Source organism: Micromonospora sp. C28SCA-DRY-2 (assembly GCF_030519475.1).
Taxonomy (GTDB): domain Bacteria; phylum Actinomycetota; class Actinomycetes; order Mycobacteriales; family Micromonosporaceae; genus Micromonospora.
In genome coordinates this window covers 593826-616332 of sequence record NZ_JAUMKD010000003.1, presented here as the reverse complement: position 1 = coordinate 616332, position 22507 = coordinate 593826, and the positions used below count along the sequence as shown (strand labels likewise).

The 22507-nt window shown below is 70.9% G+C and carries 20 protein-coding genes; 12 read left to right on the top strand and 8 right to left on the bottom strand.

The genetic code is table 11. The features are described from left to right. Nucleotides 1-40 precede the first annotated feature (40 nt). The 6 genes from Q3W71_RS16390 (at nucleotide 41) to modA (ending at nucleotide 6611) form a co-directional block, all read left to right on the top strand. Nucleotides 41-1333 carry an extracellular solute-binding protein gene (locus Q3W71_RS16390; RefSeq protein WP_302920197.1) on the top strand — a complete coding sequence of 431 codons (1293 nt, stop codon included), beginning with the start codon at nucleotides 41-43 and terminating at the stop codon, nucleotides 1331-1333. Next, on the top strand, nucleotides 1330-2283 hold the full coding sequence (locus tag Q3W71_RS16385; RefSeq protein ID WP_302920196.1) for a carbohydrate ABC transporter permease: 954 nt from the start codon (nucleotides 1330-1332) through the stop codon (nucleotides 2281-2283). Before Q3W71_RS16390 ends, Q3W71_RS16385 begins: the two co-directional genes overlap by 4 nt. Beyond that, the gene (locus Q3W71_RS16380; RefSeq protein ID WP_302920195.1) at nucleotides 2280-3128 is read left to right on the top strand and encodes a carbohydrate ABC transporter permease; all 849 of its coding nucleotides are present in this window, start codon (nucleotides 2280-2282) and stop codon (nucleotides 3126-3128) included. The genes Q3W71_RS16385 and Q3W71_RS16380 overlap by 4 nt, the downstream gene beginning before the upstream one ends. After that, on the top strand, nucleotides 3125-4738 hold the full coding sequence (locus Q3W71_RS16375; protein ID WP_302920194.1) for a beta-N-acetylhexosaminidase: 1614 nt from the start codon (nucleotides 3125-3127) through the stop codon (nucleotides 4736-4738). The genes Q3W71_RS16380 and Q3W71_RS16375 overlap by 4 nt, the downstream gene beginning before the upstream one ends. A gap of 213 nt (nucleotides 4739-4951) precedes the next feature. After that, the gene (locus Q3W71_RS16370; protein ID WP_302920193.1) at nucleotides 4952-5683 is read left to right on the top strand and encodes a lytic polysaccharide monooxygenase; all 732 of its coding nucleotides are present in this window, start codon (nucleotides 4952-4954) and stop codon (nucleotides 5681-5683) included. 85 nt (nucleotides 5684-5768) lie between these two features. After that, on the top strand, nucleotides 5769-6611 hold the full coding sequence (gene modA, locus Q3W71_RS16365; protein WP_302920192.1) for a molybdate ABC transporter substrate-binding protein: 843 nt from the start codon (nucleotides 5769-5771) through the stop codon (nucleotides 6609-6611). A gap of 39 nt (nucleotides 6612-6650) precedes the next feature. Here the strand turns inward: modA and Q3W71_RS16360 are convergent, their stop codons facing one another. After that, nucleotides 6651-7109 carry a DoxX family protein gene (locus Q3W71_RS16360; RefSeq protein WP_302920191.1) on the bottom strand — a complete coding sequence of 153 codons (459 nt, stop codon included), beginning with the start codon at nucleotides 7107-7109 and terminating at the stop codon, nucleotides 6651-6653. 682 nt (nucleotides 7110-7791) lie between these two features. Here Q3W71_RS16360 and Q3W71_RS16355 point away from each other — a divergent pair. Further along, nucleotides 7792-8553 carry an aminoglycoside adenylyltransferase domain-containing protein gene (locus Q3W71_RS16355; protein ID WP_302920190.1) on the top strand — a complete coding sequence of 254 codons (762 nt, stop codon included), beginning with the start codon at nucleotides 7792-7794 and terminating at the stop codon, nucleotides 8551-8553. Between the two features lie 163 nt (nucleotides 8554-8716). Here Q3W71_RS16355 and Q3W71_RS16350 read toward each other — a convergent pair whose 3' ends face one another. Continuing rightward, nucleotides 8717-9130 carry a DUF2809 domain-containing protein gene (locus Q3W71_RS16350; RefSeq protein WP_302920189.1) on the bottom strand — a complete coding sequence of 138 codons (414 nt, stop codon included), beginning with the start codon at nucleotides 9128-9130 and terminating at the stop codon, nucleotides 8717-8719. 105 nt (nucleotides 9131-9235) lie between these two features. Continuing rightward, entirely contained in the window at nucleotides 9236-10123 is an 888-nt protein-coding gene (locus Q3W71_RS16345) for a S1 family peptidase (protein WP_302920188.1), read from the bottom strand. Between the two features lie 740 nt (nucleotides 10124-10863). Here Q3W71_RS16345 and Q3W71_RS16340 point away from each other — a divergent pair. Then, on the top strand, nucleotides 10864-11301 hold the full coding sequence (locus Q3W71_RS16340) for a hypothetical protein (RefSeq protein WP_302920187.1): 438 nt from the start codon (nucleotides 10864-10866) through the stop codon (nucleotides 11299-11301). A gap of 148 nt (nucleotides 11302-11449) precedes the next feature. Here Q3W71_RS16340 and Q3W71_RS16335 read toward each other — a convergent pair whose 3' ends face one another. Further along, a complete protein-coding gene (locus tag Q3W71_RS16335) occupies nucleotides 11450-12373 on the bottom strand; it encodes a hypothetical protein (RefSeq protein ID WP_302920186.1) in 924 nt (307 codons plus the stop codon). Nucleotides 12374-12837: 464 nt separating this feature from the next. On the opposite strand from Q3W71_RS16335, the gene Q3W71_RS16330 reads away from it, so the two are divergent. Further along, nucleotides 12838-14016, top strand: coding sequence for an epoxide hydrolase family protein (locus tag Q3W71_RS16330; RefSeq protein ID WP_302920185.1), 1179 nt, complete (start codon nucleotides 12838-12840; stop codon nucleotides 14014-14016). A gap of 41 nt (nucleotides 14017-14057) precedes the next feature. Continuing rightward, nucleotides 14058-15611: an MFS transporter gene (locus Q3W71_RS16325; RefSeq protein ID WP_302920184.1), complete on the top strand. Its 1554-nt coding sequence runs from the start codon at nucleotides 14058-14060 to the stop codon at nucleotides 15609-15611. Between the two features lie 118 nt (nucleotides 15612-15729). Here Q3W71_RS16325 and Q3W71_RS16320 read toward each other — a convergent pair whose 3' ends face one another. The 4 genes from Q3W71_RS16320 to Q3W71_RS16305 form a co-directional block, all read right to left on the bottom strand. Beyond that, a complete protein-coding gene (locus tag Q3W71_RS16320; protein ID WP_302920183.1) occupies nucleotides 15730-16476 on the bottom strand; it encodes an ABC transporter permease in 747 nt (248 codons plus the stop codon). After that, nucleotides 16473-17414: an ATP-binding cassette domain-containing protein gene (locus Q3W71_RS16315; protein ID WP_302920182.1), complete on the bottom strand. Its 942-nt coding sequence runs from the start codon at nucleotides 17412-17414 to the stop codon at nucleotides 16473-16475. The genes Q3W71_RS16320 and Q3W71_RS16315 overlap by 4 nt, the downstream gene beginning before the upstream one ends. Beyond that, complete coding sequence (locus Q3W71_RS16310) at nucleotides 17411-17866, bottom strand: hypothetical protein (protein WP_302920181.1); 456 nt, start codon at nucleotides 17864-17866, stop codon at nucleotides 17411-17413. Before Q3W71_RS16310 ends, Q3W71_RS16315 begins: the two co-directional genes overlap by 4 nt. Before the next feature lie 406 nt (nucleotides 17867-18272). After that, nucleotides 18273-19034: an SDR family oxidoreductase gene (locus Q3W71_RS16305; protein ID WP_302920180.1), complete on the bottom strand. Its 762-nt coding sequence runs from the start codon at nucleotides 19032-19034 to the stop codon at nucleotides 18273-18275. A 93-nt stretch (nucleotides 19035-19127) separates the two neighbouring features. Between Q3W71_RS16305 and Q3W71_RS16300 the strand changes: the two genes are divergently transcribed. Further along, a complete protein-coding gene (locus Q3W71_RS16300; protein ID WP_302920179.1) occupies nucleotides 19128-21806 on the top strand; it encodes an AAA family ATPase in 2679 nt (892 codons plus the stop codon). 155 nt (nucleotides 21807-21961) lie between these two features. Next, the gene (locus Q3W71_RS16295; protein ID WP_302920178.1) at nucleotides 21962-22492 is read left to right on the top strand and encodes a hypothetical protein; all 531 of its coding nucleotides are present in this window, start codon (nucleotides 21962-21964) and stop codon (nucleotides 22490-22492) included. The last annotated feature ends 15 nt before the right edge of the window (nucleotides 22493-22507 follow it).

Here is a 22507-nt window from a genome sequence, read left to right as displayed (position 1 = left end):
ACGAACCATTTACGAACCTGGCCCGTTTAAGGAGCCACAGATGAACGTTCGATGGGCAAAGGCAGTTGCGGTGGTGGTGGCCGGTCTTCTGGCCGTCGGGTGCGCGCCCTCCACCGCTCCCTCGTCGACCGGCGGTGGCGACAAGACCACCGGAACCCTGCGGGTGTGGCTGTTCGACGAACCCAATCGCACACCGAAGGAGAGAGTGGTCAAGGAGGCGATCACCGAGTTCACCGCCGCGCGCCGGGACGTGACCGTCGATGTTCAGTACCTTGCGGTGCAGACTCGCAGCGAGCGGTTCAGGGGCGCGTTCAACGACCCGGCGAGCGCGCCGGACGTGGTGGAGTTCGGCAACACCGACCTGCCCGAGTACGTGGCGGCCGGCGGGCTGGCCGAGCTCGGCGCCGATGTCGACAGCTGGGCCGAGGGCAAGGATCTGGACCCGGATCTGCGGGCCAGTGCGACGATCGACGGGAAGCTCTACGGCGTGCCCTGGTACGTGGGGGTGCGCGCCCTCTACTACCGGACCGACCTCTTCGCCGAACTCGACCTGGCCCCGCCGGGCTCCCAGGAACAACTGGTCGCCGCAGCTCGCAAGATCCGGGCTGCGAAGCCGGACCTGTTCGGCCTCGCGGTCGGTGGCAAGTACACCTTCGGCGCCCTGCCGTTCATCTGGGACGCCGGGGGTGACGTGGCGACCAGGTCCGGCGACCACTACACCGCCGCCATCAACTCCCCCCAGTCGCGAGCGGGGATCAGGGCGTACACCGACCTGATCAAGCCGGACAACTGCCCGCCGCAGCAGTGCGCGGACCTCACCGGCGGTAAGACAGTCGAACTCTTCGCCAGCGGCAAGGCAGGCATGGCCATCCTCGGCAACTTCAACCGCGCCGCCGTGGAGGCCGGCGCGGCCAACGGCAGGTACGCGGTGCTGCCGCTGCCCGGGACGAAGCCGGGTTCGATCGCCCCCGCCTTCGCCGGCGGCAACAACCTCGGCATCATGAGGAACACCCAGCGCCGCACGCTCGCCGCCGACTTCCTGGAACTGCTCGCGAGCAAGAAGTACCAGCACGAGATGTACGACGCGATGGGCAACCTGCCGACGCTCACCTCGGCGCGTACCGAGCTGGCCGCCACGGAGCCGTTCCTCAAGCCTTTCCTCGACACCATCGCGGCCGGCACCCGCTTCGTACCGCTGCACCCGGCCTGGGGCAGGATCGACGCGCAGGCGGTGATCCCCACGATGCTGGAGAAGATCGTCACCGGCCAGGCGACCATCGAGCAGGCGACCGACGAAGCGGCGACCGCGATCAACGCCGCCCTGGCGCGATGAGTACGGCACCGACGGCGCTGGCGGAGCCGCGGTCGCGGGCCCGCCCCGCCACCGCGGACCGCCGTACCCGCCTCAGATGGGGCCGGCGCACCCCGCTGTGGCTGCTCCTCCCGGCAGCCGCGGTGATGCTGCCGCTGTTCGCCTACCCGATCTACCAGCTCGGCCTGCTGTCCGTCCTGGACTTCCGGCAGGCGCAGGTCAGTGGCGGTGAGCCGACCCGGTTCGTCGGCGCCGACAACTACCTCACGTTGCTGCGGGATGGGAAGTTCTGGTCCGTCCTGCTGGCCACTGTCGGGTTCGCCGCCGCCTGCGTGGCAGCGACATTGGCTGTCGGCGCCGCCCTGGCCATCCTGCTGACCCGGGTCAGCCGCTGGCCCGGGCGCGTCCTGTCATTCGCCGCGATGGCGGCCTGGGCCGCGCCGGCGATCACCGGCTCCACCGTCTGGATGTTCCTGTTCGACGCCAACCTGGGCCTGGTCAACCAGGTGCTCGGGCTGGACGGATACAACTGGACCTACCACCGGTACAGCACCTTCGCCCTGGTCGGCGCGGCAGTGGTGTGGCACTCGTTCCCGTTCGTCATGGTCACGCTGTACGCCGGAATCCGCGCCATCCCGGGTCAGGTGCTCGAGGCGGCGGCGCTGGACGGCGCGAGCCACTGGCGCTCCTTCCGGCAGATCGTGGTGCCGATGATCCGCCCGCTGCTGGTCATCGTGACCATCCAGTCGATCATCTGGGACTTCAAGGTCTTCACCCAGATCTACGTGATGACCAGCGGCGGCGGCATCGCGGGGCAGAACCTCACCCTCAACGTGTACGCGTACCAGCAGGCGTTCGCCGCCTCCGAGTACGGTCTGGGCTCGGCGATCGGCGTGGTCATGATGCTCATCCTGCTCCTGGTCACGCTGCTCTACCTGCGGGCGCTGCGGCGCGGGGGAGAGCCGCTGTGACGACCACGTCATGGTGGCGGCGAGCCGCCGACCTGACCGCGACCGTCGTCGCCCTGGTCACCGTCTTCCCGATCTACTGGATGCTGCTCTCCGCGCTGAAGCCGGCAGGGGAGATCCAGTCGCTGTCGCAGAAGCCGTGGACGCTTGCTCCGACGCTGGACAACTTTCGGCGGGTGCTGGGTGCGGAGGGCTTCGCGCGGTACCTCGCCAACAGTCTCCTGGTCGCGCTGGTCGTGGTGGTGCTGTCCGGGCTGGTGGCGTTCCTCGCCGCGGTGGCGCTCAGCCGGTTCCACTTCCGCTTCCGCAGCACGATCCTGGTCATGGTCCTGGTGGCGCAGATGGTGCCGATCGAGGCGTTGACGATCCCGCTGTTCTTCCTGGTCCGGGATGTTGGCACCGTCGTACCGCAGGTGGGACTCAACACGCTCGGCTCGCTCGTGCTGGTGCACCTGGCGTTCACGCTGCCGTTCGCGGTCTGGATGCTGCGTGGCTTCGTCGCCGCCATTCCCGAGGAGTTGGAGGAGGCCGCCATGCTCGACGGTGCCAGTCGCAGCACCGTGCTCTGGCGGATCCTCTTTCCGCTCGTCGCGCCCGGGCTCGCCGCCACCAGCGTCTTCTCCTTCATCGTTGCCTGGAACGACTTCCTCTTCGCGCGGACGTTCATCATCAGCGCGACCGACAACCAGACCCTGCCGATGGCGTTGCTGGTGTTCTTCAAGCCGGACGAGAACGACTGGGGCGGCATCATGGCCGCGTCGGTGCTCATGACGGTCCCGGTCCTCGTCTTCTTCACGCTGGTACAGAAGCGGCTGGTGTCCGGCCTGGGCGGGGCGGTGAAAGAGTGATCGTTCCCCGGCCCTCCGGTGTCGCACGACGGCCCGGCACGTTCCGGATCGACCCGGGCACCGGCCTGGCCGCACCACCCGAACTCGACCAGGTCGTGGCCGGACTGCGTGCCGCGCTCGGCCCGCCGACCGGTTGCTGGCTGCCGCCGCAGACGGACGCCGCCGTTCGGCTGCGGCTCGACCCGGCGCTTCCGGGGGAGGGATACCGGCTGAGCGTGGCACCGGACCGGCTGGATCTCGCCGGAGGTTCGCCCGCTGGCGTCTTCTACGGCACGCAGACGATCCGGCAGCTCCTCCCACCGGCGGCGCTGCGGCGCGCCCGGGTTGGCGACGGGCCGTGGGAACTGCCCTGCGTCGAGATGACGGACGCGCCCCGGTTCCCCTGGCGGGGCTGCCTGCTCGACGTCGCTCGGCACTTCCTGCCCAAGGCCGACGTGCTGCGCTTCGTGGATCTGCTCGCGCTGCACAAGTTCAACGTGCTGCACCTGCACCTGACCGACGACCAGGGCTGGCGGCTGGCCTCCGACAGGTATCCGCGCCTGACCGAGGTCGGGGCCTGGCGCGCGGAGAGCATGCGTGGCTCCCGCCAGCACGGCGCGTACGACGCTCGCCCGCACGGAGGCTTCTACACCCGGGACGACCTCCGGGAGATCGTCGCGTACGCGGCCGACCGCCACGTCAGTGTGGTACCCGAGGTCGACCTGCCGGGGCACACGCAGGCCGCGATCGCGGCGTACCCGTGGCTGGGCAACGGTGCCGGGGAACTACCCGTCTGGACCGGATGGGGCCGCTCGACCCACGTCCTCAACGTGTCCGACGCGGCCCTGCGGTTCTGCCGCGACATCCTCGACGAGGTGTGCGAGCTGTTCCCCAGCCCGATCGTCAGCATCGGGGGCGACGAGTGTCCGAAGGACGAGTGGCGGGCCAGCGCCCAGGCGCAGGCGCGGATGCGGCAGCTGGGACTGCCCGACGAAGACGCGTTGCAGAGCTGGTTTGTCGGGCAGCTCGCGGCACACCTGGCCGGTCGGGGCCGTCGGGTCTACGGCTGGGACGAGATCATGGAGGGTGGCGCCCCGGCCGGCGCGACGATCGCCGCCTGGCGAGGACCGCGGATGACCAGGCTTGCCGCGCGTGCCGGGCTGGACGTCGTCTCCTGCCCGGACATGTGGGCCTACCTGGACTATCGACAGTCCGAGCAGGAGGACGAGCCGATACCGGTCGGCACCGTCCTGTCGACGATGGACGTCTACGGGTTCGAGCCGATACCGGACGGGCTGACCGCGACCGAGGCGGCTCGGGTGATCGGCGCGCAATGCAATGTGTGGACCGAGCACATGGACTCGGCCCGGGTGGTGGACTACATGGCCTTCCCGAGGTTGTGCGCGTTCGCGGAGGTGGCCTGGGGCTTCCGTGACCGGGATCCCGCCGACTTCCGTGACCGGCTCGGTGCGCATCTCGCGCGGCTGGAAGCGCTGGGTGTCGAGTACCGCCCGCCGTCGGGGCCGCGGCCCTGGCAGACCCGCCCGGACGCCAAGGGATGGCCACGGACCGCCGCCGAGCGGCGGGCCCAGCTCGCCGCGCTGACCGCCAACCTGCAACCCGATCGATGAACCGGCGTCCGGCGCCAGCGGCTGGATCGAGCACCGACGCTCGGCCGAACAGTGACCGGATCCGGCACCGCGACGTTGCCACGGCCGTCGAGGAGCCCCCGATTAACTGTTGACAAACTTTACTATTAATTGCTTCCCTGGAGACATCGACGATCGTCAGATTGTCTGCGGCGGAACGTCGCGTTCGGCCGCCGGTTCCCAGAAGGAGCGGAGATGGGTCTGAAGAGAAAGATGGCGGTCCTGATGTCCGCCGTGGTGATCGCACCGCTGGTGGCGGCGATCATGCCGGCGGCTCCGGCCAGCGCCCACGGCTGGATCACGAATCCGCCCAGCAGGCAGGATCAGTGCGCCACCGGGGTCGTGCGCAACTGCGGTGGAATCCAGTACGAGCCGCAGAGCGTCGAGGCCCCCAAGGGCGCCCGCACCTGCAGCGGTGGCAGCGGCTTCACCATCCTCGACAACGACAACGCCGGCTGGCGCGTGACCAACATCGGCAGCACCGCGTCGTTCACCTGGCGAAACACCGCACCGCACCGCACGCTCAACTGGCAGTACTACGTAGACGGTCAACTGCACCAGACGATCAGCGGCAACGCGTCACAGCCGCCGTCGACGGTGACGCACACGCTGACCAACCTCCCCTCCGGGCGGCACAAGATCCTCAGCGTCTGGAACATCTACGACACCGCCAACGCGTTCTACGCCTGCGTCGACGTGAACGTCGGTGGCACGGGGGGCGATCCCACCACGCCGCCGCCCACCGACCCGACGACGCCGCCTCCCGGTGGTGACTGCGCGGCGGCCTGGAGCGCGTCGGCCGTCTACACCGGCGGCGCCAGCGTGTCGCACCAGCGCCGCAACTGGACCGCTCGCTGGTGGACCCAGGGCGAAGAGCCCGGCACGACCGGCCAGTGGGGCGTCTGGCAGGACAAGGGCGCCTGCTGAGCGAGTGCTGTCAGATGACGGCCGGGCCGGTCGGGTGCCGGCCCGGCCGTCCCCGTGCGCGACGACCTTGGGAAGGGGATGTGTCATGAGGTCGGCACCTTGGCTGGCGGCGGTATCGGCCGCGATCGCATTCGGCCTCGGGGGTTGCTCCTCGGCACCCGGCACGGATGCCGGAAGGGCCACCGTGCCGCCTGCTCCGCAGGGAGCACCGACAGGGCACCAGCACGGTGGCCACCACCACGGCGAGGGCCCCGGCGATCCCGGTCAGCCGGGCGGCCGGCTGGTCGTCTACGCGGACGAGCAGTTGCGGGAGACGTTCACCGTGTTGGCCGAGAAGTTCGAGGCCGCATATCCGGGCACGGACGTCCTGTTCGAGTTCGGCGCGAGCGACAACCACGCCCGGCGGGTCGTGGCCGGCGCCGAAGTGGACGTCTTCGCGTCCGGTGGGACGGCCGGCATGGCATCGGTCGTGGATCGCGGTGCTGCCCGTGGAGCGCCTACGGTGATCGCCCGCAATCCGCTCGTCATCGTCACCGCCGCGACGGCCGAAGGGGTGGACGACCTCACGGACCTTCGCCGCCCGGGGGCCCGAGTGGTGCTCTGCGCCCGTCACACCCGCTGCGGCGACACCGCCCGGAAGATCGCCGACGTACGCCCCACCATGGTGCGGCCCGACGGGACGGCCGCGGTGGCTGCGGTGCGGGCGGGGACTGCCGACGCGGCGCTGGTGTTCCGCACCGATATCGCCGGGGCCGGCACGGAGCTACGGACCATCGACTTTCCCCAGGGGGTCGAGCACGCCGACCTGTATGCGATCGTGCCGGTCGGCGCCGGCCGGAACCCGGTGGCCGCGGACGCCTTCGTCGCCTTCACCAGCTCGGCTCTGGCCAAGCGGGTGCTGTCAGACTCGGGGTTCACGCCGGCGTGATCGACGGCTCGGTATCGGGCGGCGGCGGGTGCCGCCTGGTCAGCGCCCGGGGGTGGCGTGCGCGTCGGGGGCGGCCGTGGGCCGCGGCCGGCGGTGGTGCGTGCGACCCGCCATGACCGCGTCCAGCGACCACCGGTCGGCACCCAGCACCGCGATCAGGAAGAAGGACCAGCAGAACATCGCGGCCAGCTCGCCGCCGTTGTTCAACGGCATCAGCGCCTCGGGTTGATGCACCGAGAAGTACGCGTATGCCATGGAGCCGGAGCAGATCAGCGCGGCGACGCGGGTGAACAGTCCGCCGAGGACGAGCAGGCCGCCGACCAGTTGGATCAGGGCTGCCCACCAGCCGGGCCACGCCGCGAACGGCAGGGCTTCGCCGGTGCCGCGAGCGCCGCCGAAGACGCCGAACAGCGAGGCTGCGCCGTGCGCCGCGAACAGCAGCGCCACCACCATGCGGTACGCCATCAGCGCGGCGACTCGCCAGCGGGTTGCGGACATCTCGGACCTCCTTGGCGGTTAGCTGGCTGTGGCGGTCGACGCGGCGCGGCGGGCCGCCGGTGGCCAGGGCGGCCAGCGCCGCCCTGCCTGATGTGGCCGTGACCGGCGTCCGACTCCCCGGACAGCTCACCCGTCGCGGGGGGTGACCCGGGGGTCGCCGTGGGAAGCAGACACCGCCGGGAACAGAGGACGCGGCCGATATATAGACATGCATCAATTACTTAAGAAACCTAACTGTAGGGCATCGAGCTGTGGCAGGGCAAGGGTCTGTGGCCGACGACCGCCTCGGCGAGCCTGGACCGGTCGGGCCGCCGCCCTCGTCGAAGGGGGCCGACACCACCAACGGAGCCGTCAGCCTCAAGCACCGACGGCAACCGCGTCCAGCAGGTCGTCCGCGACGCGTACGGGCTGACGAGGAAGTGAGAGCGACGCCCGTGCCGCGCCGGTGACCCGACCGACGCACCGGGGCAGTCCCCGGGCTACGCCAGTCGACGGCGACGCCCGGGGACTGTCCCCGCAACTCTCCCGCGCAGTCCTCAACCCCTCGCCGCCCGGCACACGCCGGCCAGCTCCGCTACGCCGAGCCACTCTGTCTGGACTGCCGTGCCGGCGGGATCGGGGCGTCGATCAGTGTGCGCCGGATCATGGGGGCGGACCTGGGGAGTTCTGGTAGAACTGTCGGGTGGTCGGAGTCGACGAACTGCCCGCTCTGATCGTCGCGACGTCGCTCGCCGACTCCATCGTGGACATCGCCGGGGACTCCGCGCGGTCGGTGATCCTGCACGGCTCCCTGTCGGCCGGCGGGTTCCACCCCGGCCGCAGCGACATCGATCTGCTCGCCGTCATCGACGGTCGTCTCGCCGATGCCCAGGCGGCAGCCCTCGAGCGTCTGGTTCGGCAGGCGGACGTGGGCAGCGCGGCGGGCATCGATCTGCACGTCGTGACCTCGGAGGTGGCCGCCGCGCCGACCCGGGCGCCCGCCATGGAGCTGCACCTCGGCCGATACGGCCCACCGCCCGAGGAGTTCGAGGTCGAACGTCGCCAGGCGGCGTCGGCGGACCTGCCGGCTGAACTGTCGATGGCGCGTGCGCACGGGCGTGCGCTCCGGGGTGCCGCCGCCCACGAGGTGCTCGCACCCGTCCCGGCCGACTGGATCGTTGACCGTGGCCGGCACTGGTTGCTGACCTGGCGGTCGCTCACCGACGACGCGGAGAGCGCCGCTTTCATGGTGCTGACCGCCTGCCGGATCTGGCGCTTCGCGGTGGAGAACGTGCACTGCTCCAAGGCGCAGGCCGCGGCATGGGCGCTCGACCGGGACCCCTCGCTCACGGCCGTCCGGCAGGCGGTCCGGCGGTACCAGCACGATCCCGCGACGGTGGTCGACGAGCAGGGCATTGCCGACGTGCTCGACACCGCTCTGCGCGAGACCGCACGAGTGCGGTGACGCGCCGATCCGGCACCGGCTGAATCGCCCGCCACGTTGGCGCCGGTGTCAGTCGATGACGAAGGGGATCGTCGCCGCCTGCGCGATGACGCTCGTCGAGGACCGCACCCCCGCCCGTTGGCACGTCACCTCTCACCCGCGGCGCCACGATCCTCCCGATCGGTCAGGCTCGTGACCCCGCCGCTGGTACGACGCGGGACCGGGCGCGCATCAGGTGGTGCAGCACCACCAGGGGAACCACGCCGGCCGGGTACCAGGCCAGATCGACGGGGTCGAACCGCACGCCCAGCGCCAGTCGCGCCACCAGGCTCCGCGCGGCCAGCTCGGCCGGCACCCCGGTCAGCTGCGCGCACTCGACCACCCAGCAGAACACGACGGCGATCGTCCCGGCCGGCACCGGCGCCATCCGCGGCCACAGGAACAGCACCCCGGCCCAGACCATCGACGCGTACAGCGCGGTGCCCGAGTGCTGCCGCAACGCCCCGTCGTCGACGACGCGGACCAGCAGTGCCAGGCCCAGGAACAGCAGCGCGGCTACCGGCATGAGCAGCCGCACTGTACGAGCCGTGATCGACATTCCCGCGATGGTAGCCACCCCACCGGCGGTGTGCTGGTCCGCCGGGATGCCGGTGCGCAGCGGGCTCCCGGCCACGGCCGGGAGCCCGGTGCTCCGCTGGTGGGATCAGTAGACGGTCACGCCGTACGCGTTGACCGCCTCGCGTACCGGCTGGTAGAAGGTGGTGCCGCCGGATCGGCAGTCGCCGCTGCCGCCGGAGGTGATGCCGAGCGCCTTCGAGCCGTCGTACAGGGCGCCGCCGGAGTCGCCGGGCTCGGCGCACACGTTGGTCTGGATCATGCCGCTCACCTTGCCGCCGCCCTGGCCCACGTAGCGGACCGAGACGTTGAGTGCGGTGACCGTCCCGCTGTGGGTGCCGGTGGTCGACCCGGTCCGCTTGACCGACTCCCCGACGTACGCGTCCGCGACGGCGAACCCGCCGGGGTGGCTCAGTGACGCGTTGTCATAGCGGACCAGCGCGTAGTCGTTGCCGGGGTAACTGGAGCCGACGGTCGCCCCGATGAGCGTGGTCTGGCTCGAGTTCGTGTACCAGGTGTTGGCCACGTCCCCGCAGTGCCCGGCGGTCAGGAAGTAGTAGGTGTTGCCGCTGACGACGTTGAAGCCGAGCGAGCAGCGGTAACCCCCACCGTAGATGGCGTCGCCGGCGGCCAGCAGCGGCCGGAAGACTCCGGAGGCGCGCTCGACCCGGACCGCACCGACCTTGTCGCCGGCGCTCTGCCTGATCTTCGCGATCTCGGCGCGGCTGACGGTGCTGTCGGCGGTCACGACCACGCGGCCGGACGCTGCGTCCACGTGCCAGGCGATGCCCTCGACGCCCGACCGGTCCACCGCGGCACTCACCTCGGCGAGCTGGCGGGCGCTGTAGTCCTGGGGGGACGCCGACGCGGCGGTCGGCTGGGTGAAGGCGGCGGCAGCGACCATGCCGACGGTCACGGCCAGCAGTTGGGCGGATCGGGCGATGGGGCTGCGGGCGGGAATCCTTGTGATCCTCACTGTCTCCTCCTGGGAGTGATGGGCCAGGCGGGTGATGGCCCTGGTGAGTCGACCGCCGGCGGGTGGCGGGCGGGAGGGGATGCCGTGCCACTGGTACCGGCCGTTTGCTGCTCGACCTGAACGGCCTGGGGGGTGGGGGTGAAGGCCATGCCGGGTCGTGGAGGCCGCACATCCGGCTTCCTCATCGATAGGCGTTCATCCATGGCGTGGCGTTACGTACGCCGCACTCCGCGTGTCGAAGACGGGCGGGTCCGGCCGCGGGCCGGTCGAGGGCGCGGGCCGAGCCCGCCTGCGGATAGGACGGCCCAGGGGAGCGCGGCCACCAGCGGGGCGGAGAACCGGGTCCGACCCGAGCCAGCCGGTACGGCAAGCGGCGGTTCGGACCGACAAGAGAGGTGTCGTCGGATCCCGTGCTGTTGCGCCTTACCGGAAACCGTCCGGAACCAGACCCCCGGTGAATCGCGAACCGGCGACCAGCGCTTTTCCGAAGTGGTTCGGCGGCGGGAGATTTCGAGCCACGGAGATTGCCCGGCTTCGCGGCCGCGTCTACGAATGGACCGGAGAGCCGTCCATCCTCAAGATTGTCTCAAGCTCTCCGGAAATTTGTGGCGGTCGAAGCGTCGCGGCCGAAAGATCGTGTCAAACATCGAGCGATGGTCCGGTCGCCGGCCGGCCCGGGCTCGAATCGCCGGCCGTGGCGTGGGCGCAGGTCCATCCTCGGCCACACAGGAGGAGGCACAATGATCGGAAAGGTCACCAAGGCCGTGGTGGCGGCGGGCGTCGCGGTCGGCATGGCGGTCGTCGCCACCCCGGGCGCTGCCTCCGCGGCGAACAACGGGTACGCGTGGGCGGCCTGGGCCGTTCCCGGCGCCAGCATCAACGGTGGGGTCGCCAAGCTCTACGCGGACGGCGAGATCCTCCGGCTGGAGGACTTCCAGGCCGACGGCTGGGGCACGCGGGCTCAGATCCAGAAGCTCATGCCCGACAGCAGCGGCGTCCTGCACTGGGTCAACCACAGCAGCCCCTGCTTCGACGACACCAGCACGAGCAACACCAGCGGGGGCATGACCGTGTGCAACTACAACACCGCCGAGAACATCCCGATCCGGGTGCACGTGTGGGCGTCGCGCGACGGCGTGTACAAGTACCACAACTACAGCCCGTCGATCCGGAGCTGACCGAGCCCGCACAAGGGACGCCTCGCCAGCGGTGCGCCGGCGGGGCCGTCCCGCTGCGCGACCAGCTCGCGCTCGGCGGCGGCTGCCGTTCGCCGCCGGGTGCTGGTCCCCAACACCACCCCCGGCTGAGGTGCGATCTCGGACTCCGCTAGTTGTTGGAGAACCGCCACAGGTAGTCGAGCGGCATGGTGGCGTAGTTCTGCAGAATGCCGGCATTCACCTTCTTCTCACCGGCCTCGCTCCAGTCGAAGTTGCACCTGGCCCAGGAGCCGGCCCCATGCGTGTTGCGGCAGTACCGGTACGCCACCCCCCGTTCGCTGTCGATGCGCGCCACCGCCGACCGGCCGTCGGCGTCGTTGTCCTTCACGTACACGTAATCGCCGTTGTAGTCGACGCAGACGATCGTGGCGCCGTAGGACGCCGATGCGCCGGTGCACACGCCCTCCGCAAGCGAGACCCTGACGCCGGTCTGACACGACGCGTACGAGCCTTCGCAGCCGACGAAGTAGAGGTCACCACTGGCCATGCTCGGGGTGGGGGCGGCGAACACGGCGACGGCCGTCATCGCCAGGGCGGCAAGCCCGCCCCGGATCCCTCGGTCGACGGCGAGCCGGGGCCGGATGAGTCTCATCAGGACCAGCATGGAACGAAGCATCGACATGTCCTCCTGCCGCACGTGGCGCAACGACGGCGCAGATCCTTCCATCGACGGATGCCGCCGATCATCGACGTCGACCAACCTTGAAGAAATCTTGAGCAACGGTCGAGTCAGCCGCACCCGCAGGATCGGCGGGTTCCGCAGGAGGAACGCGGTTGTGCTGGGCGGGCACGTGCGCGCGACTCCGCCGCCGCTCGCCGCCGACTCGGCGCTCAGCGGGGCCGGCGCGCCGGCCGGCATCGATGCCGGCCTGGCGGCCCACTGGCGCAGCGTCTCGGCCGGCAGCTTGGATCCGGTCGCTTTCCGCTCGGCGCGACCAGCGACGAGGCCCCGGGCCGCCAGGGCGCTGGCGGATCCGGGGCTTCGGTGCCGATGGCCGACCGGCGGGCGTGCCGCCGGGCGGACGCCGGGCACTGTGGGACGACGGCCGGCGCTTATTCGGTGAAGGTCTTCCCGGGCCATCCGGAGGGCGCGCAGCGGGACATGTCAGTGCCGGCCGAGCTGTTCACCAGGGACACCATGTGTCACCGGCGAATGCTGGAGTGCTTGTCCCCTGCACGACGGCAGGAACGGCCAGCGCGGCTGCGGCACGAATGGGCCAGCTTTCGACAATGTCATCCACCGCTCCGGCTGAACCGCTCCCCAGCGGTCAAGTCGTTGAAGAATAGGAGGCGTATTTAAATACGTACAACGGCCTTGGGATCTTCTTGAGCTAGATTTGAGCTTCCGAAATCGGGGCGGCGTGACGGAACCGGCTCCGTTGGCGATGTGGCCGGGCCGTCACGCGACGGATGCCCGTCGGAGGGCTCGCCGCCTCGTGATCCGTCGGTGACCGTGCATCGATCGGCACGAGGTGGCAACGAAACCGGGGGAGTGACATGACCGCCGTCCGGGAGTTCCGGATCGACATCCCGCAGGCCGCGCTCGACGACCTGGTCGACCGGCTGCGCCGTACCCGATGGCCGGCCGAGCTGCCCGGCGTCGGTTGGAGCCGCGGTGTGCCGCTCGGCTATCTGCGGGACCTGGTGGCGCACTGGCTGCACGCGTACGACTGGCGGGTCTGGGAGGCGAAGCTCAACGAGTTCTCGCAGTACACCACCGAGATCGAGGGTCAGCTGCTGCACTTCGCGCACGTCCGGTCGCCCGAGCCCGACGCGCTACCGCTGATCCTCACCCACGGCTGGCCCGGTTCGGTCGTCGAGTTCCTCCGCGTCATCGGTCCGCTGACCGATCCGGCCCGGCACGGCGGGGACCCGGCGGACGCGTTCCACGTGGTGGCGCCCTCGCTGCCCGGCTTCGGTTTCTCCACCCCGCTGTCCAGGCCGGGCTGGAACCACGACCGTATCGCCCGGGCCTGGATCACCCTGATGGACCGGCTCGGCTACGAGCGCTACGGCGCACAGGGCAGCGACACCGGATTCCTCGTCTCGCCCCGGCTCGGCCAGCACGCTCCGGACCGGGTCGTCGGGGTGCACATCCACGGCGGGCTGGAGATACCCCGCCCCGACCAGCTCGCCACGGTGACGCTGACCGCGGCGGAACAGGCCCGGCTGGCCGCCGCCGAACAGCTTCGGCAGCACGCCGGCGGCTACGCCGACATCCAGGCCACCCGGCCACAGACGCTGGGGTACGCGCTGACCGACTCACCGGTCGGCCAGCTCGCCTGGATCCTGGACAAGGTGCGGGACTGGACCGACCCGGCACACGCGGTGCCGGACGAGGCGATCGACCGGGACGTCCTGCTCACCGACGTGTCGCTCTACTGGCTGACCGGCACCGCGGCGAGCTCGGCCCAGCTCTACTACGAGGTACGCGCCCAGCCGCCCCGGCCGGCGGTCTCCTCCGGGGTGCCGACCGGGATCGCTGTCTTCCCGACCGACCCGGTGCTCCGCCGGCTCGCCGAGCGGGAACACCACCTCGTGCACTGGGCGGAGTACGACCGCGGGGGCCACTTCGCCGCGCTGGAGGTCCCAGACGTTCTCGTCACCGACATCCGGACCTTCTTCCGTCCACTGCGGCCGGACCCTGGTCGGCGCAGTGGTGACGCGCGCGACTGACCCTTGAGCTCAACCTCGCTTCAGGTTCTAGCTTGCGAAGCATGATGACCGAGAACTCCGCCAACCGAGCCGGGCTGAGGGAGTGGATCGGCTTGGCTGTCCTGGTGCTGCCGACGCTGCTCCTGTCCGTCGACGTGTCAGTACTCCATCTGGCGGTTCCGATGCTGAGCGCGGACCTGCGACCGAGCAGTACCGAGCTGTTGTGGATCAACGACAGCTACGGCTTCCTGATCGCCGGTTTCCTGCTCACCATGGGAGCCCTCGGCGACCGCTACGGCCGCAAGCGGCTGCTGCTCGTCGGGGCGGCGGCCTTCGGCGCCGCGTCGACCCTCGCCGCCTACGCGCCCACCGCGGAACTGCTGATCCTGGCACGAGCGCTGCTCGGCATCGCCGGCGCGACGCTGATGCCGTCGACGCTCTCGCTGATCCGCACCATGTTCCACGACCCGGCCCAGCGCACGGTGGCGATCAGCGTCTGGATGACCGGCTTCACCGGCGGCATGCTGGCCGGTCCGCTGATCGGTGGCCTGTTGCTGGAGCACTACTGGTGGGGGTCGGTGTTCCTGCTGGCCGTGCCGGTGATGGCCGTACTGCTGCTCGTCGGGCCCTGGCTGCTGCCGGAACACCGGGACCAGGCCACCGGACGGATCGACCCGACCAGCGTGCTCGTCTCGCTCGCCGGCATCCTCGCCCTGGTCTACGGGTTCAAGCAGCTGGCCGCCGAAGGTGTCAGCGGGTGGCCGGCACTGGCCCTGCTGGCCGGTCTCGCCCTGATCGCGGTGTTCGTACGGCGGCAGCGAACCCTGGCCGAACCGCTGCTCGACCTCCGCCTCTTCGCCGACCGGCGGTTCAGTGTGTCGTTGGGCACCCTCGCGCTCGTCATCCTGGTCGGGCCCGGCCTGGGGCTGCTGAGCGCCCAGTACCTCCAACTGGTGCTCGGGCTGACACCGCTGCGCGCCGGGCTGTGGATGCTGCCGCAGACGGTGGCGGTCGTCGTCGGGTTCCTGATGGCACCGGCGTTGGCCCGCCGCCTCGGCCCCGGTACCGTCGCGGCGGCCGGCCTGGTGATCTCGGCTGGTGGTTTGTGGGTGATCACGCTCGCTGGCACCGACTCCGGGCCGGGCGCCCTGGCCGCGGGACTCGCGGTGTTCTTCCTCGGCGCCTCACCGCTGCTGGTCCTCGGCACCGACCTCGTCGTCGGGGCCGCGCCGCCGGAGCAGGCTGGCGCCGCCTCGGCTGTGTCGGAGACCGCTCAGGAACTCGGCGGAGCCCTCGGTCTGGCCGTGTTCGGCAGCATCGCGAACGTGGTGTACCGGCACCACCTCAGCGTTCCACCGGAGACGCCACCGGAGGTCGCCGCGTCGGCTCGGGACACCCTCGGCGCGGCGGTGGACTCGGCGGCCCACCTGCCCGACGGCCTGGCCGAGGCGATCCTCACCACGGCGAAGGGCGCGTTCACCAGTGGTCTGCACACCGCCGCCGTGGCCGGCAGCGTGCTGCTCCTGCTGGCGGCCGTCCTGTCCGCCACCCTGCTCCGCAGGGCGGCACCGGCCACCGCGGAGCAGCCGGCGGAGCCGGTCGCCCAGCAGGCGTGAGGCCGGCTGACCGGCTCGGCCCGGGTCGAGCGGGTGGCGTGGAGCCGCCTCGGCGAGGTGGGGTTCGCCGAGGCGGCTCGGGTGGGTGCGGAGGTGGGTTGGGGTCAGCTGGTGGGGGTCACGCTCGCTTGTTGAACGTGGCACGCGCCCACAGGTATCCGACGAGGGCGATGGCGGTGCACCAGGCGACGGCGATGATGGTGTCGGTGGTCGAGGGTGTGCTGTTGAGCAGTCCGCGGAGGGTTTCGATGATCGGTGTGAAGGGCTGGTACTCGGCGAATTCGCGCAGGCCGGGGCCCATCTTGTCGGCGGGGACGATGGCGCTGCTGAAGAAGGGCAGCATGACCAGGGGCACGGCGGCCAGGCCGGCGGTTTCCACGGATTTGGCGGCGAGTCCGAGGGCGACGGTGAGCCAGGCGGCGGCGAAGCCGAGCAGCACGATGATGCCGAGCACGCCGAGCCAGTCGAGCAGACTCGCCGAGGGGTCGAATCCGAGGAGGAAGGCCACCGCGATCAGGGCGGCGATGGCGACCAGGTTGGTCAGCACGGTCGCGACGACGTGGCCGGTGAGCACCGCGCCGCGGGAGACGTGCATGACTTTGAACCGGTTGATGATGCCTTTGGTCATGTCGGAGTTCACCGCGGTGGCGGTGGCGCCGAGGCCGTAGCAGACGGCCAGCAGCATCAGCCCGGGTGTGGCGTAGTCGATGTAGTCGACCCCGACGCTGAAGGCGTCGCCGAACATGTACACGAACATCAGCATGATCACGATCGGCATCAGGACCGCGTTGAACACCGAGGTCGGGTTCCGGGTGATGTGCGTGAAGTTGCGACGCAGCATGACCATCGCGTGGGACGTGCTCATTTCGCGGTCACCTCCGTGGTGCGGCCCGTGAGGGCGAGGAAAACATCGTCGAGGTCGGGGGTGTGCACGGAGAACTCCTCCGCGCGCAGGTGGTACTCGTCGAGCCGGTCCAGCAGCGCCCGCAGCGACGCCGTCCCGCCGTCGCTGGGCACCCGCACGGTCAACGCCTCCTCGTCGCGCGCGGCGTCGGGGAAGATCCGGCCGGCCGCGTCGAGGTCCGCGGCGGTGGCCAACCGCAGCCGCACGTGCGTTCCCGGGATCTGGCGCTTGAGCTCGTCGGGCGTGCCCTGGGCGACCAGCCGCCCCTGGTCCAGCACCGCGACCCGGTGGGCGAGCTGGTCGGCTTCCTCCAGGTACTGGGTGGTGAGGAAGACGCTCACCCCGTCGGCCACCAGATCCCGGATGATCGACCACATGGTCCGGCGGCTACGCGGGTCCAGCCCGGTCGTCGGCTCGTCCAGGAAGATGATCCGCGGGTTGCCGACCAACGTCATCGCCAGGTCGAGCTTGCGGCGCATACCACCGGAGTACGTCGACGCGGGCTTACCCGCCGACTCGGTCAACTCGAACCGCTCCAACAACTCCGCCACGACCCGCTTACCGTCCCGGGCCGGCACCCGACCCAGGTCCACCATCAACTGCAGGTTCTCCCGCCCGGTCAACAACTCGTCCACCGCCGCGAACTGACCAGTCACCCCGATCACCGACCGCACCGCCCTCGCCTCGGTCGCCACATCGTGACCCGCCACCCGCACCGACCCACCGTCAGCCCGCACCAACGTCGTCAACACATTCACCGTCGTCGTCTTACCCGCCCCATTCGGACCCAGCAGAGAGAAGATCGTGCCCGCCTCGACCCGCAGATCGACGCCGTCGAGCACCACCCTGTCCCCGAACGCCTTCCGCAAACCGGAAACCTCAATCACTGACGTCGTCATGCCACCGACCCCCCGTTGTCGACGACGGTCGCGCGGGGCGTGGCCGAAGCGGCGCCGAGCGCTCCGATGATCTTGCGAGTCATCTCGGCCACGGTGGGGCTGGGCCCGCCCGGCTGCGTCCGGGTGGCCGCTTCGAGGGCGACGAGGACGGTGTTGTGGAAGTTGTCGGCCTCGGCCGGAGCCTGCTTCCTGAGCAGGCTCATGGCCGCCGTCAGGGCCGGCAGCACGTGGTCGGCGAGGTCGGCGACGGTCTTGCCGTTCAGGTTGACGCCGGTGCGCTTCTCGGCGAGGACGTGCCCGATCGGGCCGGTCGCGGAGGCCAGGGCGATGGAGCCGGCGGTGGCGATCTTGTGAGGTGAGCCGGACGCACCGGCGGCGGCCAGCAGGGTGACGGCGCCGTACGCGGCGGTCCGCATGGTCAGCTTGTCCTGATCGGAAAACGTGACGGACACGTTTCGTGCTCCTTTGAATATGGTCCGAAATTCGGTAAGCGCGGGATGTGGTCCTGGCCGGACCGGCCAGGACCCGACCCCGCGGGAGGGGCGACATCGGCTCGACCGCCGGGGCCGATCGGGACGTTGTGGGCGGTGGGCGGGCGTACGGCGCCGCAGGACAACGGCGTCCTCGATGGCGCGGCCGAACCGGGTTCAGAAGTCGTCGGTGAGCCGCCGCGAATCCGTGGCGGACCATCGGTTCTGTCATGTGCTGTAGTCCCTCTAGGTATGTCGCGAGGACGAATAGCATCCACCACGATCGATCTATTGCGGTGAACGACTCGACCGGGTCGGCGAGTACTGAGTCAGTCCGTCTGTGGGGCAATCGACTCGGTGAGCCGGGTCGCCACGGTGTGCCCGCGGCTCAGATCCGAGGGCCGAGAAAGTAGCCGCCGGTAGCGTCCAACACGTCGCCGGTGACCCAGCGGGCATCGTCGGAAGCCAGGAAGGCGACCACCGCCGCGATGTCCGCCGGCAGGCCGACCCGGTTGAGGGCGTTGGCCGCGCCCAGCCGAGCCTCCACCTCCGGCGTGGCCACCATCCAGCCTGACGACTCGGTCACGGTCGCCGCGGGGGCCACGGCGTTGACGGTGATGCCGCGAGTGCCGACCTCCTGCGCCAGGCTGCGGCACAGCGCATTGATCGCGCCCTTGGTCATGGCGTAAACCAACTCGGGCAGGGCGACCCGGGTCGCCGCCGAGGAGAGGTTGATGATGCGCCCGCCGGCGGCCATCATCGGCAGAGCCCGTTGGATGATGAAGAACGGCGCCTTGACGTTGACCGCGAACAGCCGGTCGAACGTCTCGGTGGTGGTCTCCGCCAGCGATCCGGCCGAGGCCAGGGCGGCATTGTTGACCAGGACGTCCAACGGCCGTCCCGCCAGGCCGTACTTCAGGCCCGCGAAGAGGGTGTCCACGTCACCCGGCGTGCCCAGCTCGGCGCGGATGGCGAACGCCCGCCCGCCGGCTTGCTCGATCTCGCCCACTGTCCGCCTGGCCGCCTCGTCGTTGCTGCCGTAGTGCACCGCGACCAGGGCGCCCTCAACGGCCAGCCGCAGTGCGACCGCCCTGCCGATGCCGCGCGAGGCACCGGTCACCAGGGCGGTCTTGCCGTTCAGAGCGGTCATGTCTCACTCCTTGGATCAGATCGACTGCACGGAACGCTAGGTCCGGCCGCGGCGGAAGGAATGAGTAAGGTGACTCACGATTTCGTCGTAGGTATGAGGGACATGATGTTGCAGGGGCGGGCGGAGGAGATCGAAGCCGTCGAGGCTCTCCTCGCCGGCGCGCGATCCGGCGTCAGCGGTGTCCTGGTGATCAAGGGCGAGCCCGGTGTGGGGAAGTCCGCGCTCCTGGAGCACGCGGTGTACGCCGCCGACGGGGCCAGCGTGCTGCGCGGAGCCGGCGTGGAGACCGAGGTCGAGCTGCCCTTCGCGGCCCTGCACCTACTGTTGCGCCCCGCTCTCGATCGGCTCGACGCCCTGCCCGCACCACAGGCCGCGGCCTTGCGCGGCGCGTTCGGCCTGGCGCCGATGGCGACGGCGGACAGGTTCCTCGTCGGGCTGGCCACGCTCAGCCTGTTGTCGGAGCTGGCCGAGGAACGACCGCTGCTGGTTGTCGTCGACGACGCCCAATGGCTCGACCAGGCGTCGGCTTCCGCCCTGGTGTTCGCGTCGCGGCGGTTGCGGTCCGAGGGTGTCGCCCTGCTGGTCGCCGCGCGTGACGATCAGGACGCCTTCCCCACCGCCGGCCTGCCGGAGCTGCACCTGGGCGGGTTGGCGCGCGACGACGCCGAGCGCCTGCTCGGCGACGGGCTTCCCGCCCAGCTGCGAGAACAGGTCCTCAAGGAGGCCGACGGCAACCCGCTGGCACTCATCGAGCTGTCCGAGGCCGCCCGCGGGGGAGAGCTCGAGATGGCCGGGCCCCTCCCGCTCACCCGCCGGCTCCTGAGTGCTTTCGCCGGCCAGATCCAGCGGTTGGCCGAACCCACCAGGAGGATGCTCGCGGTGGCGGCCGCCGAGGACACCGGCGCGCTGGGGATCGTGCTGGCCGCGTCCGGCGCGCTGGGTATCCCCGCCGAAGCGCTGGAGCCGGCGGAGCTGGCCGGGCTCGTCCGGGTCACCGGCGGTGTCGTGCGCTTCCGCCACCCGCTGCTGCGTTCGGCCGCCTACCAGAATCTGCCCTCCGCACAGCGGCGCGCGATCCACCAGGCACTGGCCGAAGCCGTGAGCGGCGACCGGCGGGCCTGGCACCTGGCCCTGGCGGCGACCGGGCCGGACGAACAGGTCGCCGAGAGCCTCGAACAGTCGGCCGAGCGGTCGGGCGCCCGCCTCGGTTACGCGGCCATGGCGACGGCCTACGAGCGCTCCGCACAGCTCAGCGCCGAGCGGAGTCACATGGCCCGGCGGTTGGCCGCGGCGGCGGTGGCGGCCAAGGAAGCGGGCCAGCCCAGTCGTGCGGCGGACCTGAGCGAGCGTGCCACACACCTGACCGACGACCCGGTCACCCTCGCCCGGCTCTGCGAGGTTCGAGCGGCGGTGGCGTTCGACGAGGGGTCGCCGCGGCGAGCGGCTCGCTTCCTCCTCGACGGGGCGGCTCACATCTCCGACGCCGATCCCCGGACTGCCGCTCGTCTGCTCATGGCCGCCTCCCACAACGTCTGGTCCGCCGCCGATCCCGCGCTGGCCGCGGAGGCGTCGCGGCTGCTCGACGGGCTCGCGCTGCCCCGGGAGGACAGCCTCGTCAGACTCACCCGCGGACTCGGGCTCACCTACGGCGGCGATCTCGAGGCCGGGTACCCGCTGCTGAGCGAATTCCTCGAGCAGGCGTCGTCGTCCCACGTCGCGGGGCAGTTGGTGGCCGCCAACGTGGCCTTCGTCGCCGGCCGCCTCGACCAGGCCGTTGAGCTGTGCACCTCCCTGGCCGCCGGTTGTCGCGCCGAGGGTCGCATCCGGTTGCTCCCGTTCGCCCTGAACCATCTCGCGTACACCCAGGTCGTGACCGGGCACCACCGGGACGCGCGGGACAACGCCGCGGAGGGGTTGCAGATCGCGTTGGACACCGGCCAGGCTCACCCCGCCGCTGGCCTGCGCGGCCAGCTCGCCTGGCTCGCCGCCGTGGAAGGAGACGAGGAGCGCTGCCGCCCCCTGGCCGAGGCCGGCGTCGAGTTCGCGGTCAGCCACCGGGCCCCGGCCGTGGGCCTGCTTCCGGTATGGGCGCTGGCCATGCTCGACCTCACGCAGGGACGCGATCAGGCCGCGCTCGACCGCCTCCAGGCGCGCCCCGGCGGCTCATCGCACTTCGGCACCCGGATCGTTGTCGACGAGGTCGAGGCCGCGGTACGGCTCGGCACACCGGAACGCGTGCGGGAGTCGATGGCGCTGGCCGAACGCTGGACGGCGCTGTCGGGCGAGGTATGGGCGCGCGCCCTGCTCGCGCGCTGCCACGGCCTGCTGAACGACTCCGAGGAGCACTTCACCCGGGCACTGGAACTGCATCGACTGATGCCGCAACCCTACGAGCAGGCCAGGACGCGGCTGGCCTACGGCGAGTGGCTGCGCCGTCGCCGCCGTAAGGCGGAGGCCCGCCCGCACCTGCGCGAAGCCCACGAGGCCTTCGACCGCCTGGGCGCCCGACCCTGGGCCGAGCGGGCGGCCGCCGAACTGCGCGCCGCCGGCGAGGCGACGCTCACCCGGCGCCGCGTCGACCCCGGCACCGCGCTGACCGCCCAGGAGCTTCAGGTCGTACGGCTGGCCGCGACGGGAGCCACCAACCGCGACATCGCCGCGCATCTCCTGCTCAGTCCGCGCACCATCGGCCAGCACCTGTACAAGGCTTTCCCGAAGCTGGGCATCTCGTCCCGGACCGAACTGGCCCGGCTGGATCTCGACCGGTTGTAGGGCCCCGAGCCGGGATCCTGAGCGAAAACCACCCGAGCGGCTCGACCCGCAGGTGGGGCTCGATTCCGCCCGCGTCCAGATTCGCCAGGCGCGCTGCGAGAACGCGCGGGGGCGCTCGGCGATGCCGGTTGCCGGTGCCGCGTACCGTCGGGCGCATGGAGCTGTTCGCCCCGTTCACCGGCACGCTCTTCCTGCCCGACAAGGAGTTCCTCCGCGACGGCACCCCCGTGCTGCTGCCGGACGGGCGGTCGGTCGCCGGCATCCGGTGGCACACCTGGACCCAGCGCTTCGAGATCACCGATCCGGCCGGGACGGTCGTCGCGGAGTGCCGTGCCGAGGGCATCCTCCGGCGGCGCTTCCGGGTCACCACGCCGGACCTGCGTCCGCTGCTCGACCTGTCGCCGGGCATGTGGCGGCCGTTCAACGGCGCCCAGGTCACCGTCGGCGGTACCCGCCCGCTGACGGTCCGGCAGCTGAGCATCTGGTCCGATCGCCAGTTCGAGTTCGCGCAGCCGGACGGCCCGACCATCGGGCGGATCCTCCCGACGACCGGCACGTTCACCCTGCGCCCCGACTCGTACGCCTTCGAGATCATCCGGCCGTATCTGTCGGCGCTGGAGGCGATCGCGGTGGCGCAGACGCTGCGCCTCGTCGCCCGGAGCCAGCGGGCCGCCGCCAGCAGCTGATGCTGTCCTTCGCGA